The organism is Desulfobulbus rhabdoformis, assembly GCF_016919065.1.
Lineage (GTDB): Bacteria > Desulfobacterota > Desulfobulbia > Desulfobulbales > Desulfobulbaceae > Desulfobulbus > Desulfobulbus rhabdoformis.
On sequence record NZ_JAFFQA010000035.1, the window covers coordinates 37,721 to 53,875 of the forward strand.

The 16,155-nt window shown below is 48.3% G+C and carries 12 protein-coding genes and 2 pseudogenes; all 14 read right to left on the reverse strand.

Annotated features, from left to right (window positions below):
• Positions 1 to 11: 11 nt before the first annotated feature.
• Positions 12 to 674 (reverse strand): cobalamin B12-binding domain-containing protein, encoded by a 663-nt coding sequence (locus JWJ90_RS16660; protein WP_205228346.1) that lies wholly within the window; start codon positions 672 to 674, stop codon positions 12 to 14.
• A gap of 224 nt (positions 675 to 898) precedes the next feature.
• A complete protein-coding gene (locus JWJ90_RS16665) occupies positions 899 to 1,546 on the reverse strand; it encodes a corrinoid protein (RefSeq protein ID WP_205228347.1) in 648 nt (215 codons plus the stop codon).
• An 11-nt stretch (positions 1,547 to 1,557) separates the two neighbouring features.
• Positions 1,558 to 3,033: pseudogene (gene mttB / locus JWJ90_RS16675) on the reverse strand ([trimethylamine--corrinoid protein] Co-methyltransferase).
• 955 nt (positions 3,034 to 3,988) lie between these two features.
• Positions 3,989 to 5,413, reverse strand: coding sequence for a trimethylamine methyltransferase family protein (locus JWJ90_RS16680; protein WP_205228349.1), 1,425 nt, complete (start codon positions 5,411 to 5,413; stop codon positions 3,989 to 3,991).
• 428 nt (positions 5,414 to 5,841) lie between these two features.
• On the reverse strand, positions 5,842 to 6,354 hold the full coding sequence (locus JWJ90_RS16685) for a L,D-transpeptidase family protein (RefSeq protein ID WP_205228350.1): 513 nt from the start codon (positions 6,352 to 6,354) through the stop codon (positions 5,842 to 5,844).
• Positions 6,355 to 6,448: 94 nt separating this feature from the next.
• Positions 6,449 to 7,339: a DMT family transporter gene (locus JWJ90_RS16690; protein ID WP_205228351.1), complete on the reverse strand. Its 891-nt coding sequence runs from the start codon at positions 7,337 to 7,339 to the stop codon at positions 6,449 to 6,451.
• A 254-nt stretch (positions 7,340 to 7,593) separates the two neighbouring features.
• Positions 7,594 to 8,829, reverse strand: coding sequence for an ABC transporter substrate-binding protein (locus tag JWJ90_RS16695; RefSeq protein ID WP_205228352.1), 1,236 nt, complete (start codon positions 8,827 to 8,829; stop codon positions 7,594 to 7,596).
• A gap of 187 nt (positions 8,830 to 9,016) precedes the next feature.
• Positions 9,017 to 9,994, reverse strand: a complete 978-nt coding sequence (locus tag JWJ90_RS16700) for a branched-chain amino acid ABC transporter permease (RefSeq protein ID WP_205228353.1) — start codon at positions 9,992 to 9,994, stop codon at positions 9,017 to 9,019.
• A gap of 3 nt (positions 9,995 to 9,997) precedes the next feature.
• Complete coding sequence (locus tag JWJ90_RS16705) at positions 9,998 to 10,870, reverse strand: branched-chain amino acid ABC transporter permease (RefSeq protein WP_205228354.1); 873 nt, start codon at positions 10,868 to 10,870, stop codon at positions 9,998 to 10,000.
• Positions 10,871 to 10,902: 32 nt separating this feature from the next.
• Positions 10,903 to 11,643, reverse strand: coding sequence for an ABC transporter ATP-binding protein (locus JWJ90_RS16710; RefSeq protein WP_338032341.1), 741 nt, complete (start codon positions 11,641 to 11,643; stop codon positions 10,903 to 10,905).
• Positions 11,600 to 12,310 carry an ABC transporter ATP-binding protein gene (locus JWJ90_RS16715; RefSeq protein ID WP_205228356.1) on the reverse strand — a complete coding sequence of 237 codons (711 nt, stop codon included), beginning with the start codon at positions 12,308 to 12,310 and terminating at the stop codon, positions 11,600 to 11,602. Before JWJ90_RS16715 ends, JWJ90_RS16710 begins: the two co-directional genes overlap by 44 nt.
• A gap of 1,357 nt (positions 12,311 to 13,667) precedes the next feature.
• Positions 13,668 to 14,438: a sulfotransferase-like domain-containing protein gene (locus tag JWJ90_RS16720; RefSeq protein WP_205228357.1), complete on the reverse strand. Its 771-nt coding sequence runs from the start codon at positions 14,436 to 14,438 to the stop codon at positions 13,668 to 13,670.
• Positions 14,439 to 14,919: 481 nt separating this feature from the next.
• Positions 14,920 to 15,588 (reverse strand): YfbR-like 5'-deoxynucleotidase, encoded by a 669-nt coding sequence (locus JWJ90_RS16725; RefSeq protein WP_205228358.1) that lies wholly within the window; start codon positions 15,586 to 15,588, stop codon positions 14,920 to 14,922.
• A 239-nt stretch (positions 15,589 to 15,827) separates the two neighbouring features.
• A pseudogene (locus JWJ90_RS23295) lies at positions 15,828 to 16,155 on the reverse strand (transposase); the annotation flags it as partial.

The window sequence follows — 16,155 nt, forward strand, 5'->3', positions numbered from 1 at the left end:
ATCGTAGCGCTTTAAGCAGCAGCGCAGATTCCCAAAAGTTCTTCTGCTTTTTTCACGCCTTCAAGGGCATCCTCGGCGTAGGCATCGGCACCGATGCGCGTTGCCCAGCGCGGTGTAACCGGCGCGCCGCCGACGATGGTCTTGAAGCGATCACGAAGCCCCTGAGCCTTGAGCATGTCTTCAAGGTCTTTCTGACAGGGCATGGTGGTGGTTAAAAGCGCGCTGGTTCCGATGAGATCGGCGTTAAACTCAACTGCTGCCTCAACAATTTTAGAGGTATCAACGTCACGGCCAATATCATGGACAGTGAAGTTATTTGCCTGCAACAACGAGGTCACGATACACTTCCCGATGTCATGGACATCACCTTTAACGGTGGCCATGATAATGGTGCCTTTTGACTTTTTGGTTGTCTTGTTCGCACTGATGACTTCATTCACCAGGTCGGTCACTGCGCCCATGGCGTCTGCCGCGACAATCAACTCGGGTAAAAACATCTGACCCCGTGCAAACAGGTCACCGATATTGTTGATTGCGGGAATAAAGGCGTAGGTCATCAGATCTACCGGGTCGTTGCCACCGTCAATGACTTCTTTGGCCAGAGCCAACGCATCAACCTTGCTTCCTTTGATCAGGCACTCGCTTGCCGAGTCGATAACTACCTGTTCAATCATTGTTCTGTCTCCTGTGTCCTGGAACTAACCTTAAAGGGCACCTTGAATACTCTGTGTACCTGCAAATGCGGGTATCGCCTGCCAAACAGCCATGATAGTGTTATGTATTCAAGGCACCTTGTAAAATGGCGAGGAGCCCGGGAGTTGCACCCGGCTGTGCGGATTTAGAGTCCGCATGATCACATCCGATCGACCCCCCATTTGTTTCTTAGTCGCCCTGGTTCTTAGGCGGCAACTGCTGCGACAAGTTCTTTTGCCTTCTGGACCGCATCCGGAGCATTAAAAGCATACCCATCTGCGCCGATTGTATCGGCATACTGCTGAGTTACCGGAGCACCGCCGATGATCACCTTGACACGCTCACGCATGCCTGCCTCAGCAACGCATTTGATGGTCTCTTCCATTTTGACCATGGTGGTGGTCAACAGGGAGGACATTCCTATAATCTGCGCGTCGTTCTCCTGAACCGCTTTAACAAAGTCCGGGGCTTTAACATCAACACCCAGGTCAATCACTTTAAAACCAGCACCGGAGAGCATCATACTGACAAGGTTTTTACCAATGTCATGCAAGTCGCCTTCAACTGTTCCAACAACACAGGTACCAGCACTCATGGAATCTCCCCCCTCCATATGTGGGGTGAGCAGTTCCAGGCCAGACTGCATGGTCCTTGCAGCCATAAGCACCTCGGGGATAAACATATCACCTGTTTTCATCTTCTGGCCGACCAGGTCCATGGCGGGCAAAAGGCCGTTGTTCAACAGGTCTGAAGCCTGGCCACCGGCATCGAGAGCCATCTGCATAACAGTATTCAGCATGCTCGAATCACCACTGATGACGAATTGCTGAATTTTATCGTGGATATCTGCCATTTCTGTTCTCCTTACTTTCCGTCGAGTCCAAGCTCTTTTTCTGCTTCCTCAACAATGGTCCTCAGCTCACTCTGTACATGCTCGGAAAGAGGATCAGGTTGATGATTTTCTAAAATGTGGCGGGCATAGGCGGTCGCCTTGGTATGCATATCCAGGCTGCCATCCGCTTCCCAGTCTTCACGCATTCTGCGATCCATCATTTTGGGTTGTGGATACATACGCATGTGCTTGTAGGTGTTTTCGTGAGCGAGGAAATCCTTGAAGGGTCCCACCTCCTTGATGATATCCACAGAAAGGGTATCGTCGTTCACGGGTACGCCGCCTACAGCGAATTTGATCATGCGAACAAACTCAGCATCCATCACCATCTGGCCATAGTCAAAGGTCATGCCACTTTCGATCATGCCCGGCCCATAAATCAGGTTAGTCCCTGCTAACGCTGCAAGAAGGCCGGTCAGAGTCTTTTCGTGACCGCTTTGAGCATCACATACTTTTGAGTCGCCCTATCCACCTGCCGCCCAGGTCGGCAGTCCGTAGTAGTTGCCGAGACGGGCAACGACAGCGTTGATCATGCCACACTCGGCAGAGCCAACAGAGGCGGTTCCAAATCGAAGATCAAGGGCGGTGGTGGAGCTGCCGTAAACCATAGGGGTTCCCTTGCGGGTTAGCTGACCAAGGACGATGCCGCTTAAAACCTCGGCGTTATGGCTGACCAGGGTCCCTGCCATGTTCACCGGAGTGGAGCCACCGGCCATGGCCATGGAGAGCACGTTGACCACCATGTTATTTTTGGCGCCTTCCATGATGATCTCGCAGCAGTCGCGGACGAGTTTCAGAGGACTGACCGGGCAGGTATTGAAGGAAAGCAGTGGGCGCTCCTTTAGATTTTTCGCCCCACCGGCTACCACTTTGGCCATTTCGACCAGCTTTTTGACGTTAAAACCGTTTATCGGGCCAATGAAGCAGTGCTTGGAGGTATTCGGAAAGAAGGCCTCGGCATTATGCAACGGGGCGACATCCTGAGGCACCTCGTGGGCTCCAACCGCGCGGAGATACACATCGATCTCATCGAGGGCATCAACGACCTTTGCGGTGTTGGCCACGTCCTGCTTATTGGTTTTTCTCAACTCACCGGTCTCAGGATCGATGATCTGTACACCTTCACCAAAGTTGGTAAAACCAACCCGAGAGTTCTCCATAACGAAGTCATTCTTCGGGTTTCTTCCCGCCAGGTAAACCTTGGAGGGTGCGCTCGCAATCGCTTCCTCAACCATGTAGGGAGCGAATTTAGCGATCTTCTTCTCTCGATCGATATCAGCACCGTTGTCTCCCAGGACTTCCAGGGCTTGCTCATCTTCGACGAACATGCCGGTTTTTCCCAGAACCTCGAGAGTGGCGAGATGGATCTCGTAGCACTCGTCGTCGGTCAGGCTATTGAGGCTGAAACCACTGTTGGATTTCCTGCCTGCCAGAATATTTCTACGCAAAATCTTGTCCTCCTAACCCCTAACCAATTTTAATCCAGCATTTTTCATGCTTGAGAAAACCACTTGAGCCGAGTCTTGCGTCAATATTGACCAAGTATGTCTGCGACCAAGGAGTTCCCTGTACTTTTTTTCAGGCATGAGCAGGCGGTTACCCTATTTTTCCTGCCCATTCAAACTCACTATGGCCTGTTATAAGCAAATGCTTTGCCAATCGATAAATAAACATTCATGTCATTGATATTACATCGATAAAAATACATCTCACTTTAAAGCGCGGGCACCCCCGTAGCCACCCTTGTCCCAGTTAGAGACATTTCTTTTTTTATTCTATTATTTTGAATAGATAGGATAAAGACAATCTTGTCCTAGGTCAAACTCGACACTAGCCGGTCAACACAAGACAAGAAAAAACAGGAAGTTGAAATTATATTACACAAATGAAATTTTAAAAATCTTGGCCATTACGAAAAAATAAAACATCTGAGCTTGGGTGAAATGACTCGGGAGCCAAGAGAAAAAAAACGGACAAACGTGACGCCCCTCTTCCTCATTTTTCCCCATAAAAAAAACCCGATTCCATGGCCAAACCATGAAACCGGGTCATTTGCTGCCACTCCCCCCCTATCAGGTGAGTGATTTGATAACGGCTAGAGAAAGGGAGTGTACAAACACCTTGGAGAATTAAATAAAAACGGAAGGGTGTCTTGAATAATTAGATTTTTCAATCAAGGCCAAGGATTGCGCAAAATTTTACCGCAGGCATATAATTGATATTCCGAGGATAAAATTTTAAGCATGACGCCGGGATTGGCAGAAAAAGCAATTATTCAAGATGCCCGGAAATTTTATAAGAAGCCAAAACCTGAACTCAGCCCAGTGAGTGATTCCGCAAAAGCCTTATCCAGTCCTTTAAGTGAACTGGCGCGTACTCAACAAAAGAAAGCAATTCAAATCGTCAGCAGCGCTCCTCCACAAAGGTATCAAGAGCTGCCTCAACCTCCGCATCAAGAAAACTTGCAGGAGCGTTTTCAAGAATCGCTTTAAACTTTTTATTCGCCCGGACCACAATACTCTCCTGGTCACCTGCCGCCCAGGTCTCATATGACTGCCAATCCGAGATTGATGGACTCCAAAGATCCCGACAGCCCTTAAAGGTTGAAGGATGAGACAGATAGGTTCCGCGGCTGCCGATCTCCTGGATGACCGCTACTTGCGCATCGATGTCATCGGACTCGAGCTCCACCCCTTTCTGAATGCGGAATACGCGCGAGAGAATCTCCTGGTCAATGATCATCTTCTCAAAGGAGAGCGTCATCAATGCATCCAGTGTCCCCACACATTGCACACCAATATTGGCCCCGCTCAGCACGCCCATCATCAGACTCATCATGGTTTCATACCCAGCCTGACAGTCGATTTCTTTGGAATGGGTGATACCACACATGGTTCGTGTGGGCAGTTTGTAGTACTGGTTAGCAAGTTGAATATCCGGTGCGTTGATCAACATCGCCTCCGGAGTACCGGCAGAGAACGCACCGCTTTGCATATCGCCGGTGGTCGAGGCGGTCGCATAGACCACCGGCGCACCGGGACGGGTCATCTGCACGAGAACGATACCTGCCAGCAGTTCGATATTTTGCAACAGGGAAGTGCCAAAAAGATTAATCGGGCCGGAGATACCCGCCATAATGCAGGGCGCAAGCAAGGTGATCTGATTACGCTTTGCATAGGCCATGATCGTCTCGACTGTCTCGGTGGCAAAGCCCAGTGGAGTGAGCGGATTGACCAATACGCCGATGCAATGATGCTGCTCCAGAAAGTCTGCCCCGCCAAAAGCCATTTCAACCATGGTAAGGTCTTCTTCGACTGCTTTTTTATCAAAGCAGAAGCCGATAATGGGCTTATCCGTGTTTTTCAAAATTGCACGCATCATGTGCAAGTGCTTTTTATCCTGATCAACATCGCTGGGATCCACGGGGATGGAGCCGTTGATATGCACATGCTCAGCCGCCTGACAAACCCGGATTACATTGGCATAATCATCAACGGTTGCCTTTCTCCGCCCATTCTCCATATCCTGGATAAAGACAGGCCCGACATTTGGCTGCACTAAAAAACCTTCGCCCACAGTGACAGTATGAGCTGGGTTGCGCGCAGTCCAGGTAAAGGTTTCCGGACAGGTGGCCAGGGCGTCAGAGACCATCTTCTCTGTTATAAAGACCTTCTTTCCTTCAACCTGAGCCCCATTCTGACGAAACATATCCAACGCCTCTTCACAATGGAACTCAATACCGGTCTCGCTCAGTACTTTCAGCGAAGCCTGGTGTATCTCTTCAAATCGATCACTGGATATCACTTCCAGGGAATTCATTAAGGGCATGTCATCTCTCCTGTTATCTATAATTGCCGCAAACAAACACTCACTAGTAGCAAGTATTCTGCCAGCCTGATTTTATTCACATAACTACCTAATAATATTACACAAGAAAGATAATCACCTTCACCCTGTCACCCCCCTCCGGGGAGAGCATGTCCCAAAACCGGACAAAACTAAAATTTTAAAATAAAAACAATCTGTTAAAAAGGAGACAGCTTTGTCTGCTTCTAAGGTGAAAAAAAATCCTCTGCAGTGGCCTTCTTCCCCATAACATCGCCTGCAAAGTCCTCTCAGCTGCTTCTGGTTCCCGGTAGCCTGGCCTCTGGTTTCACCACCTCAATTGCCTCGGCAATTATTCACGGAAAAACAGAGAGTTTAATTCCATTTGTATTTCGTTTGCCAAATCGCTTATCCCGGGCCCCTGACGCTGATCAGGGAAAAATCTCTATAGAAGTCCCCAATGGGACCAATTTCCAAATTTCTTCCATCTCATCGTTGGTCACGGCAATACAGCCATCAGTCCAGTTGAAGTGCTGAGTAACTCCCCCCAACCAGCCGAAACCATTGGCTTGCCCATGAATCATGATAGAGCCACCAGGATGGACACCGGCAGCTTGAGCTCGGGCGCGATCTTTTGCGTTTGGGTAGGAGATATGGATCGATTTGTAGAATGAACTCTTCATCTGCTTGTAGTCCAGCACATATTTCCCCTCTGGCGTTCTTTCATCGCCTTCCTGTTGTTTGTGCCCCTTGGGCTGTGCCCCCAAGGCGATATGGTAGGTATGCAACGCTTTCCCCTGGACAAGGAGGGACATTTTCCGTGCAGATTTATAAACCTCAACGGTATCAACCCGTAAGGGAACATCGGCCAGGGCCGGTGCCCCTAGGCACGCAACAAGGTAGCCAGCCGCGAGAGCGATTCTATACGAGGTAATTTCTTTCATAAACAGACAAGCTCCGTTGAATGCATCCTGGCCTCTGTTATTCATCGACACCGATTCTGAACAGGGGCAGAAATCGGACAAAACAAAAAAGTATTCACAATCCGGTGATAATGATACCGCTTACGGCAATCAACATTCCAGCCGCCTGCGGCCATGAAACCCGTTCTTTTAAAAGAACTATCGCCATAACAATGGTCACAATGGACAGGGCTGAGGCTATGGGGGTTATCAGAATGGCATCGCCAACAGTTAAGCCATAGTTGACAATCCCCACGGCACCCGCTTCAACAATGCCGATGAAGACGATCATCCCCTTCGTCCGCCCCGAGGCGTGCAGCCTTCCAATTTTCTGTTTTGTCAGCAAGGAAAGTAACACAAAAAGACAAATAATCAGCACTTTAACATACATGGTTGTAGCCAGCCAACCAATACGCTCTGTAACCACCTCGCTGACATTCCAAAAAAGCCCAAACAAGAAAGCACCAACAACGGCCTCCTTCACCCCTTTGGACAGCTGGAACTTTCCACCATCGAGGACTTCCTTCCAGTTTAACGAAGCAAGCATAGCTCCGGAAATAATCATACAGACCCCTATAAACTGAATGCTTGAGAGCCGCTGTCCCATAAAAAGATAGGCAAAAAGCATGGTGAACACTGCCCAGACATTCATAATTGCGGCAATGATTGAAATATTTCCAAGTTCAAAGCCACGCATGAAAAAGAGGTAACCACCGATATAGAGAAGGGCCGCCACAACAAGATACAGGCAGACCAAGCCGGTGAGATGCACAGTCCCGCTCAACAACAGGAAAAAAGCAAGGGTACAAAACAGCCCGGATAGCTGGGACCAGAAAAATGTCTGCGAAGGCCCTATCTTTTTGGAATAGACCCCTGCAAAAAAATCGTAGATACCCCAGCCGACCATACCGCCAATTCCTGCAAGTAGACTAATAACTGTATTTTCCATAAGCTGAAAGATCTCCATAACCACTGGTCTCGTCACCTCTCCCTTAAACAAGGATTGCAAGGACCAGGAATTCACGAAACATACGATACAGCTTTCCTGCATCGACACACAACGGTGAGGGCCGCTACAGAAACGCGGATTTTGGCTAATGATAAGCCGGAAAGCAAGCGCAAAAAAGGGGTTACCCCTCATCAGAGAGAAGTAACCCCTTAACAATCGATAGGTAAACGCTTGCCGCAATTGATTATGGCAAATACCCTCGGAGCAGATCCTTATTTCTTGATCCAGCGGGGAACCTGAAAGGTGTTGCCCCCGTAGGGAGCAAAGGGAGGATCAGTTGCCAGTGCTTTTAAACGACCATCCTGTACCTGATAGTGGACAATAGGCGCCCCTTTTTGTCCGTGGAGAGTGTTATTTTCGCCAAACATGACTTTTCCCTGCAGCCCTTCATACCCTGCCTCGCGAATGTGCTTGTTGATGGCCGCAAAATTATTTTCATCACCAACTTTGGCGACAGCATCAGCCCAGAGCATAACACCGGTGTACGCAATCCAGGAGCCTGCGGGCAAATCATGTTTATACAGGGCATGGTATTTATCCAACCACCCCTTGCAAGCTGCATTGGGAGCCGGAGATGCAGGCATACCGGCAGGCATTTCACCAATGATTCCGTCTGCATCTTTCCCTAGGCTAGAGAGGACCTCAAGAGGCGTAATCCCCCAGCCATAGCTTAAGATGGACTTGGTCGGGTGTTTGCTGAATTGATTAAAAAAAGTAACCACTTCCTGGGCGCTGGGAATCTCCACATGGATGATTGCCGGACGAATGCGCCGAATCTTGGTGAGAATCGGTCCCCACTCGTTAATGCCGTAAGGCACGGTCTCGTGCATGGCCACGCGCCAGCCCATCTCTTTGAAATTATCTTCCAGAGTTTCGCCGACTTCCATGCCCCAGGTATCATCGGTATTAATGATGACAATTTTTTTATTGGGGAAATCATAGGGCAGAGACTTCAGCATATTAAACATGCTTTTCCCCTGATTTTTGCCGGTATCGGTCAAGAAATAGATATTGGAATATTTCTCAGGATTGCTCTTGTAGACGTTGACCGCTGGCTCTGCGCCATCATCACAGAAAAACGGCACGTCGAATTTCCCGTAGGCACGCACATCCTGCCCCCAGCCAGCCCAGCCCGCATGGACGGCACTGACCTTTTTCTCACCACAGAGGTAGTTGGCACCCTGCATAACCGTTTCCGGGGCAAACTCCTGGGAATCAAAGCGGACGATCTCTATCTGCTTGCCAAGCAACCCACCGTTTTCATTGATCTCATCCACAGCCATGGTGATGCCTTTCCAGTAGTTATCTCCCGACCCTGCATACGCACCGGTCATGGCAAGCGGAACACCAATTTTAATGGTGGCATCGGCTGCAAAGACTGCTGAATGCATGAACACCAGCACCGTTGTTACCACTGAAAGTAAAATACTCATTCGATCTTTTTTCACTGCACCCTTCCTTTTCTCAAATGATTTGTAACCTGCAACCCGACCGATATCGGGGCGACTTCCCTCTGTGTTCACAGCACAATGCGCTGTCTGTATGTTGTATCTTGCTTCCGTGTAGAAGGCTGCTCCACAACCTGTGCCCCCAAAACAGCATATCGTATTTCTGGCGAGCAATAGAGGAGAGGCTCTACCTGCCCAACGAGATGCCACCTTCAGGTCTGGAAGAAAGGAATTTTTCAAAAATGCCCACGATGCCACCGCGAAGAGTCAGCACCAGGAGTATAACAATCGCCCCCATGATCTGGGGTCGATACATTCCAAGAGGCGCCAGGAGCTGATTGATCGTCACGGTTATCGCTGCAGCAATAACAACCCCTGGATACTTTCCGATACCGCCGACAACCATCATGATCATCAAGAGGGTAAAAACATCCATACTCAGCATTTTGGTGGAGAGCATGCCAACGTAATGGGCGTAAAGAGCTCCAAAAAATCCGGTAATAAATGACGTCAGCGCGAAAACCATCAGTTTGTACTTGTAGGAGCAGACGCCAAGACTGCTGGCAAACTGCTCGGAGTCCTTAATGACCAGAAATGCTTGTCCCCAGTGCGATTTAATGACCGCAACCAGAACCAAGGTGAAAATAATAGTCAGCACCAGGGTGAGATAGAAAAAGGGCACCAACGTATCCGCATTAAACGCGTACCCAAATAACTCAATCGGCGGGACCGTGAGAATACCCTGCGCTCCTCCGGAGCCGATGGCACGACCCAGCGGGCCACGAAGAAAGGGAACCAGCACCATATGCAGGGCAAAGGTCACCAGGGCAACGTAATGTCCGGCAAGTTTCAGACAGGGTAACCCGACAATGATGCCAAAGACTCCGGTTATGCACCCTGCAAGCGGAATAGATACAAGTGGTGATATTCCATGGGAAACGGAAAGTATCGCCGAAGCATAAGCCCCGATGACATAAAAAGCGACCTGGCCAAAGGAAAGAATCCCGGCAAACCCCATGATGACATCCCAACAGGAAGCGACAACCGCCCATATCAATATCATGGTGAGTATGTTTAAGTGATCGGCACTGCCTGTAAATATAGGCAGAACCCCCATGACGAGATAAAACGCCCCCAGAATGGCTATCATTCGTTTCAAACTCATAACTTACTCTCTCCCCAATAATCCTTTCGGCCTGACCGCCAGAGTAACCAGCAGCAAAGTGAGGGTTGCGATCTGCACATACATCATGCCGAAATACCAGCCGACAAAGGCCTCAAGCATACCCAAGATAAAAGCGGCATAGAGACTGCCACGAATAGACCCCATGCCGCCGAAAGCTGTGATGACCCAGGCCTTAATCATGATGTCTGAGCCACCCATAGGATTGATAAGGTTCTTTTGGCAAAGCAGAATGCCGCCCATTCCAGCAAGAATTGTAGAGATGGCAAAGGTTGCAGCATAAATGAAATCTTTCGGTATTCCAACAATCTGAGCGCCTACCGGGTTTTGGGCGGTCGCCATGACGGCCATACCGATCCGGGTGTTATTCAGCACCCAACGCAGACCAAGCATACAGCAGATTGAGACGGTAAAGATGGCGATATCCTGATGGAGAATGACAAAGTCACCGAATTCAAAAATATCTTCGGTAAAACTGGGGATAGATTTGACGCGCGGTCCAAATACAGACTGGAAAGAGTAGTCCATGAAAAGAGACAACCCCAGGGTCAACATCATGACCTTCATTTCCCAGTCACCGTATCGTCTCAGCGGGGCGATGAGAATCTTCTCTGATAAAAATCCAATAACAAAGAAAAAGGGAACTGCAGTCACGATGACGGTTAAATAGCCGCCGGGGACGCCATAGCGAACCAGGAGCAACCAAGCGAAGTAGCCGCCAAGCACGTAAAAGGAGCCATAGGCAAAGTTAAAGGCCTTCGTTACTCCGTAGACAAGCGTCAGGCCAACAGCCATGAGCGAATAGACCGATCCATTGATCAAGCCGCTGATAAATACATCGATTATTTCAAAAAACATTATTCCTCCACACAGTGATCCTCATTGACAATTCACATCCCAAAGAGGATCTCCTTGAGCTGATCATCACTGAGTGCATCTTCCTTGCCTCCTTTGAAAGAGAGACACCCCTCGTCCATGATGTAGAGACGGTCAGCCATTTCAAAAAGCTGAGGAATGTTCTGTTCGACCAGCAAAACGGTTTTTCCCTGTTTGCTGATCTCCTGGATGATTCGGAAGATATCCGTTCGATAACTAGGCTGCAGCCCAAGGGCCGGTTCATCGATACAGAGCAGATCCGCATCGGACATCAGCCCTCTGGCAATCGCGAGCATCTTCGCCTCACCACCACTCATGGTAGACGAAAGCTGATTGCGCCGTTCAACCAGTTTGGGAAACAGTTCCGCCACCCACTCCTCATTCTTTTTTTCATTGGCTTTGGCACGCCTGGAGTAGGCTCCGAGCTTGAGATTGTCCCGCACGCTCATATAGGGAAAGAGCTCTCGGTTCTCTGCTATATAGGTGATGCCCATGTTCACGATTTTTGCCGTTCCGAGATGGGTTATATCCTCACCATTCCAGGCCACCTGCCCTTGCACCTTATCAACGAGACCGCAGATTGATTTCAACAGGGTGCTCTTCCCGTGACCATTTGGGCCAACGATGATCACAACCTCCCCTTTCGGAACACGCATTCTTACATTCTTCAAAGCGTGCGATTCACCGTAATAGGCATTTAAATCTGTTATATCAAGCATATGAATCACCCAGATATGATTTAACCACCCGCTCATCCTGAATCACTTCAGCAGGCTTGCCACTGCAAACCAAGGTTCCGGATTCGATGATCATGAGGACCTGAGCTAAATCTGTGAGCACCTTCATGAAATGCTCGATTATGATGATTGTGACCCCAAGGTCCTGGTTAATCTTCTTTATCAGCTCCATGAGGCTTAAAATCTCCGTGGTGTTTGACCCGGCCATAGGTTCATCAAGCATGAGAATTTTCGGCTTCGTTGCCAATGCCGCACCAATCATCAGCTTCTTTTTCCCCAGAAGGTTGAGGGCGCCAGTTTTCTGGTACAGCTCTTCCCCGAGACCGACAACATCGATGATCTCGGATGCATGTTGCACATCAACCCCGCCTCGAGAGCCAAATCGACTCCCCACATGCACAGTCTCTTCAACTGTCAGGCTTGGGAATATCTCCGGAATCTGAAAGGTACGAGATATTCCACGACGCGCTATTCTATGGGGAGGCATTCCACTGATATCCCTCCCGTCCAACACAACTTTGCCTTCATAGCTGTAATTGCCAGTAATCAGATTATAGAGGGTTGATTTTCCAGCCCCGTTCGGACCGGCGATACCAAAAACCTGCCCCGCTTCCACATGGAAGCTCAAATCATTGACCGCGATGAGCGCTCCAAACCTTTTTGTTAAACCTTCAACCTGCAACATATTTTGCCTCTATCTGGTCGGTGCCCTGTCGACAACAACGGCCTACCCTTGTTCTCGTCTGCCAAGCCCTTACTCGTTTCAATCTCACCAAGTAATGATCAGGCAACCTATTCATCCAATCTTTTCCACGCCCCTCCAGCACTTATCCGCCTGCAGGAACAGCGACATGAAAATGGCCCCACAACGCTCTTCAGGGAATTTTGAATAATGAGATTTTTCAAGATTTCCATCAGAGGTGGTCTTGCCACTGTATACTTCACGAAAGAATCGCCCCCTTTTCCACATTGGCAATGCGTATGAAAACAATAAGAGTGGCTCAAAAAGCCTATTCAGCGAGGATTTCAGTGGAAATACCGCGGTGGCCCAGCGATATTCGCACAAAAATTAGGTAGAAGGATGAGAAACCACCCATTCATCGGCTTGCTCTACCGATGCGCAGGAAGGGAAGGAGCAGGAAAGGATGACACAATTTTTTTAAACTCAGCCGTACACACTTGCACTTGCACTTGAATCCGTGAGCATTCATCAGTGCGTCAGTTTCGTTGTTTGTGGTTTGTTTAAAAAAATTGTACCATCTCGACCGATGCAACAACTGTTATTTACTCACAACTTCGTTACGCTTGAAAAAATTTACCTTACGTTTTCGTTATCATTTTTGCAACAAGCATGCCTACTTAGAAAGCTTAATCAAAACCTCAAAACAAAAGGGAGTTACCCCTTCTTCACCGCCACAACCCGAGCGAACCAAACCAGTCACTCATGTCCGCACTTGAGACAAAAAAATTATTTTTATCTATAATTTCAAATTATTAAACGTAGACAAAAGCGCCCACACACAAACCATCAGCACAAAAAAAAGGCCGGTTATCGAGACCACAAGGAGCCCATCTCGACAACCGACCTACTTTCGCTGACAACGAACCACAAGAATGGATAAAATCCAAACGCCCCCCATGCAAGGCAAGGGAGCACAGAAGCAAACCCGAAGCTTACAGCAGAACAAACACCATCAACATGAAAGAACTGCTACACCGCCAGGTTCAATCGAGCAGAGGTCGCACCGCAGGCAAAATATCTTCTGAATCCGTGAGCATTCATCAGTACGCCAGCTTCGTTGTTTGAGACATGCCGATTAAAGTAAACTTTATCGGTATGTTGCAATGAAGGTGGCGTGCTAATGGATGCCCCAAAGGGCGGCGGGTGCAACTGAACAATACATGAATTTGTAATAACACGTCATCTTATTAAAAAGATGCGTTGTTCAGTAACCACCCGCCGTCACGGATTCAGGTATCTTCCCACAAAGCCCCTGTAACCATCTGCCCCAAGAAACTCTCAGCCAGGAGCAAAAGCCGAATCAAGCTGCTTTTTGCGCGCAGCTTCCACAAGAACACTTCTTGCCGGACACCCGCGAAGCATACATCGCTTGGTAATAGGGAAGCTGGTCGTCATAGTAACTCCGCAGATGATCACTATTTTCAATAGTCACTTCAAACTGCTCCATATTCTTGACAATGCCGGTACTGACAGCCGCGTCCTTATGCCAGTCTTTCCAGATATCCCATTTATCCTGATGCCCAGCCTCCCACATCAGTGACTCAGGGATAAATTCAATACCCAAAGCCTCACAGTAAGCCTTGATAGTATCCTCGGGCGCATCTTCAAGGTCATCCGCATCGACAACTACCGTAGGCAGTCCCATTTTCTTCACAGCCTCATACACCTTAAACAACTGCGCAAGCCCTATCTCCTCAAGCGTGACATCCTGATTCATTGCATAATAAGAAGCTATAGCCTTAGCCGGGTCACGAATTAAAAAAGTATGGGTAACGCGATTTAAAAAGGACTCATCAGCAACAAGATGCTCGTAGCAGTGCGCACACATATCCTTATAGAATACCGAACGGTTTTCAGCCGCCCCAATTATATGGTTACAAATTCCGGGGTAATCGGTGGGGTGGTTCGGATCAATGAATTGCTGCTCGATGGTGGCATCGTCCCCCTTTACATAATAGAGATACGAAAAGGGTTCATGGAGGATCTCCATATCCTTGCGCTCAATCATAACCCGCTCAAAGGCAGTAGACACAGATCTCGGGTGAGTCCACAGGGCAATTACTTTGTTCATTGGGGGCAATCTCCTTTTACTCTTGTTTCTTATCGCATTTCATTTACAGCACACCCGTGCCTTTTTTTCAGACCACTTCCACTGCAACACAGACAGAGTCACAATGGTCAGACATTAACGTTCCACACAACAACACCGTAAGATGCAAAAACAATCATCTTACGTTTTCGTCATATACAGCAACATGCATGCCACAGCGTTTTTTTGCGTTAAAAAACAGAATATCAGCAACTTAAAAACATAAGCGAAAAATCCAAAAGATTCCCCCCAGGACACCCCTGGCCTTCTTTTGGTCTGACCTTTGATATTTTATAAAGATTTCAACTAGATAAATTCGGACAAATCTGCTCAGGCAGAAGCGCAGATCTTTTGAGAAATGTTGCCAACCGTGGGCTCCTCATTCGGGAACTTCCCCAAAAAGGAGAGAGAGGGTATATCAGGGAAGTGATGGAAAGATCTTCAAGAAGGGAAAGATTCAGATCTATTTTTCATCTCTATTGAACTCAAAGGCGATTTTTGCTTCATCTTTATTGTTGAGGAGTTCGTTGAGCAGGTGTGTTGTATAGCCCCATTGATACCGGGGAAACTGCGCACGAGCCTGGCTCAGTTTTTCTGCAAGCATACCTTCCAGGATGTGAATCACCTGCTTGGCATGTTCACCTAGCCCCTCAATAGTTATAAAAACAAGAGCATCGATAATATCAGCAAGCTTGACAATGTAAAGGTGCTCCTTGCGCATCTCTCGTTTCATCCTAACGAGCCAAGGGGCGATTTCCGCTTCAATGGCGTCAATAGGGTTCTCTCCCTCGGTTATGTGCTCTATATGCTGTTTTAAAGGGCTTGGGAGGTCCCCCATCAACAGTTCGGGAGTATCGTGCAGAGAGGCATATTCCATGATCTGAAGGAGATGGGAATCCTTCAAATCGGGGCCAAGGATCTCTTTTGCCAATTTATTTGAAATCCTGGTCACCATATAGTGGTGTTCGGCCAACGTCTGATTTCTTGAGGTGCGCACACTATGCCAGCGCGTCACGTGACCAGACCTGGCCAAATCTGCAAGGGTAAGCTTGGGGAGTTGTAATAAGGGCATAAATATCCTTCTTTCACTACAATGCTTTAGGGAATCTTGAATAATTGCTTTTTCTGCCAATCTCGCGGAGTCTCAGCCACGCCCGCTTTGAACCGGTTGCGTTTATAAATTTGCCATGAGGCGGTACTTGCTGGGGTAATTTCACCATTCTGAGGAAAAATCCCGAAGCACTGCTGTTGTTTTGTACCAAACTTTCTGAAAAAGCTTGTTTTCAGGGCAGAGTTATCCACCCGGCCTACCGAATTCGTTTTTCGGAAGGCTCCTGATCTTTCAAAAAAATGTATGTTACCTGTTATCCGTTAATCAAATGTCGGGCAAGGCGGATGCTCAAATCCATAGGCAATCATTCGTAAAATTGTCTCCATGGAAGGAGCTATAAAAGTGTGAAAGTAGTTGCGCATTCGTTCCCACATTGACCTGTTACTTTTCAGTTTTGCCCGGGCTGCTTGAAACAGCGGGCAGCAGAATTGCTGCACTTGATCAACAAGAAAAGCAAGCAACATCAGGTGCATGAAAACTGCGCTCAAGTGCTTTTTGCCCAGGCCATAGTTGTGCCCAAGGTTATAACCTTGATTTTTCAGAGTATTGAAGGTCTCGTTTTCAATCCGCCAGCGGGCACGACCACAG

Coding starts and splice junctions, on each gene's coding strand:
- JWJ90_RS16660 (WP_205228346.1), bottom strand. CDS start 674: ATGATTGAACAGGTAGTTATCGACTCGGCAAGCGAGTGCCTGATCAAA.
- JWJ90_RS16665 (WP_205228347.1), bottom strand. CDS start 1,546: ATGGCAGATATCCACGATAAAATTCAGCAATTCGTCATCAGTGGTGAT.
- JWJ90_RS16680 (WP_205228349.1), bottom strand. CDS start 5,413: ATGCCCTTAATGAATTCCCTGGAAGTGATATCCAGTGATCGATTTGAA.
- JWJ90_RS16685 (WP_205228350.1), bottom strand. CDS start 6,354: ATGAAAGAAATTACCTCGTATAGAATCGCTCTCGCGGCTGGCTACCTT.
- JWJ90_RS16690 (WP_205228351.1), bottom strand. CDS start 7,339: ATGGAGATCTTTCAGCTTATGGAAAATACAGTTATTAGTCTACTTGCA.
- JWJ90_RS16700 (WP_205228353.1), bottom strand. CDS start 9,994: ATGAGTTTGAAACGAATGATAGCCATTCTGGGGGCGTTTTATCTCGTC.
- JWJ90_RS16705 (WP_205228354.1), bottom strand. CDS start 10,870: ATGTTTTTTGAAATAATCGATGTATTTATCAGCGGCTTGATCAATGGA.
- JWJ90_RS16710 (WP_338032341.1), bottom strand. CDS start 11,643: ATGAGCGGGTGGTTAAATCATATCTGGGTGATTCATATGCTTGATATA.
- JWJ90_RS16715 (WP_205228356.1), bottom strand. CDS start 12,310: ATGTTGCAGGTTGAAGGTTTAACAAAAAGGTTTGGAGCGCTCATCGCG.
- JWJ90_RS16720 (WP_205228357.1), bottom strand. CDS start 14,438: ATGAACAAAGTAATTGCCCTGTGGACTCACCCGAGATCTGTGTCTACT.